The sequence below is a fragment of the Bradyrhizobium altum genome, from assembly GCF_020889705.1.
Lineage (GTDB): Bacteria > Pseudomonadota > Alphaproteobacteria > Rhizobiales > Xanthobacteraceae > Bradyrhizobium > Bradyrhizobium altum.
In genome coordinates, this window is sequence record NZ_JACMYP010000503.1 from 1 (window position 1) to 2,289 (window position 2,289).

Consider the following 2,289-nt stretch of genomic DNA (forward strand, 5'->3'; position numbering starts at 1 on the left):
GCACGACTGATCGAGCGCCGCTCCGCCAAATCCGGTCCACGGCTGTCGCGCGCGCTGACCCGGCTCGGGCCCGCCTATCTCAAGCTCGGGCAATTCCTCGCCACCCGGCCCGACGTGGTTGGCGTGGCGATGGCGCGCGATCTCGAAGCCCTGCAGGACCGGCTGCCGCCATTCGCGCAGGAGGAGGCCGAAGCTGTCCTCACGCAATCGCTGGAACGGCCGCTGTCGCAGGCCTTTGTGCATCTGGGTCCGGCGGTTGCCGCAGCCTCGATCGCGCAGGTGCACCGCGCCGAGGTCGAGCGCGACGGCGTCCGGCATCAGGTTGCGGTCAAGGTGCTCCGGCCCAATGTCGCGGCGCGCTTCCGGCGCGACCTCGGCGACTTCTTCTTTGTCGCGCACAAGGCCGAAGCCCATTCCGCCGAGGCGCGGCGCTTGCGGCTGATCGAGGTCATCAACACGATGTCGCGCTCGGTCGCGATGGAGATGGACCTGCGGCTCGAGGCGGCCGCGCTGTCCGAGATGGCCGAGAACATCCGCGACGATCCGGATTTCCGCGTGCCCGCGGTGGATTGGGATCGCACCGCCCACAGCGTGCTGACGATGGAATGGATCGACGGCATCGCGCTGAACGACCACGCCCGGCTGGCGGAGGCCCAGGTCGACCTGCCGGACCTCGGCCGCAAGGTAATCCAGAGCTTCCTGCGCCACGCGCTGCGCGACGGTTTCTTCCATGCCGACATGCACCCGGGCAATCTGTTCCTCGACGAGGCCGGCCGGCTGGTCGCGGTCGATTTCGGCATCATGGGGCGGCTTGGGCTGAAGGAGCGGCGCTTCCTCGCCGAGATCCTGCTCGGCTTCATCACGCGCGACTATCGCCGCGTCGCGGAGGTGCATTTCGAGGCCGGCTATGTGCCGAGCCACCATTCGGTGGAGAATTTCGCGCAAGCGATCCGCGCCATCGGCGAGCCGATCCACAACCGCACCGCCGAGGAAATCTCGATGGCGAAGCTGTTGACGCTTCTGCTCGAGGTCACCGGGCTGTTCGACATGCAGACGCGGCCCGAACTGATCCTGCTGCAGAAGACCATGGTGGTGGTCGAGGGCGTGGCGCGCGGCTTCGATCCCAAGCTCGACATCTGGAAGATCGCAGACCCCGTGGTGCGCGAATGGATCACGCACAATCTCGGCCCGGCTGGGCGCATCCAGGGCGCGATATCGGGTGTGGGCGAGCTCAGCCGCGTCATCGCCAACCTGCCGTCGATCGCCAACCGCGCCGTCACGGTGCTCGAGCAGCTGGAGACCATGACCCGGGAGGGCCACATGCTGTCGTCGGACTCGATCGACGAGATGGCCCGCGCCGAGGCCCGCAAGGCGCGGGTGCAGACGGTTGGCCTCTGGGTCATTGCGATCGCCTCCATAGCGATCTTTTTCGCCATCCGGGCGCACTGATTGCAATGCATGCACTATGTGATAGCATCGCTATCATTCTCGTTTGAGCATGATCTCTTTCGGAAAACCGCTTCACACTTTTCCGGATCATGCTCTGGGGACACGCCATGGCCAGCCTGACCATCCGCAAACTCGACGACACGCTGAAGGCCTATCTGCGGCTCCGCTCCGCCAGGAACGGGCGCTCGGTCGAGGAGGAGATCCGGGTGATCCTCCGGGAGCTCGCAGAGGGTGGTACGGAGCCCGCGGAGGCGCCCGGCGCAGGTTCCGCGACACTGGCAGCCCCTGATCCACGGGTCGCCAGCGCGGCCGGCGAGCCCCGCGTGACCCTGATCATCGGTGGCGGGATCGCGGCTTACAAGGCGCTGGATTTGATCCGGCGGCTCAAGGAGCGGCACATCCAGGTCCGCTGTGTGCTGACCAAGGCGGCCCAGCAATTCGTGACCCCGCTGGCCGCCAGCGCGCTGTCGCATGAGCGCGTCTACACCGACCTGTTCGATGCCGAGAGCGAGTTCGACGCCGGCCATATCCGCCTGGCGCGGGACTGCGATCTGATCGTGGTGGCGCCGGCCACCGCCGACCTGATGGCCAAGATGGCGCAGGGCCACGCCAACGATCTCGCCACCGCCACGCTGCTTGCGGCCAACCGGCCGATCCTGCTGGCGCCGGCGATGAACCCGCTGATGTGGAACAATCCAGCCACCCGCCGCAACGTGCTGCAGCTCCGCCGTGACGGCGTCCACACCGTCGGCCCCAACGCTGGCGAGATGGCGGAAGCCGGCGAGGCCGGCGTCGGGCGGATGGCCGAGCCGACCGAGATCGCCGCCGCCGCCGACGCAT

At 67.6% G+C, this 2,289-nt stretch carries 2 protein-coding genes; both read left to right on the plus strand.

Annotated features, from left to right (window positions below):
- Nucleotides 1–1,449, plus strand: a 1,449-nt coding sequence (ubiB, locus tag H8B02_RS46875; protein WP_229172458.1) for a 2-polyprenylphenol 6-hydroxylase, incomplete at its 5' end; no start/stop codon positions are given.
- Between the two features lie 107 nt (nt 1,450–1,556).
- The coding region (locus tag H8B02_RS46880; protein ID WP_283842327.1) for a flavoprotein at nt 1,557–2,289 on the plus strand (733 nt) is incomplete at its 3' end.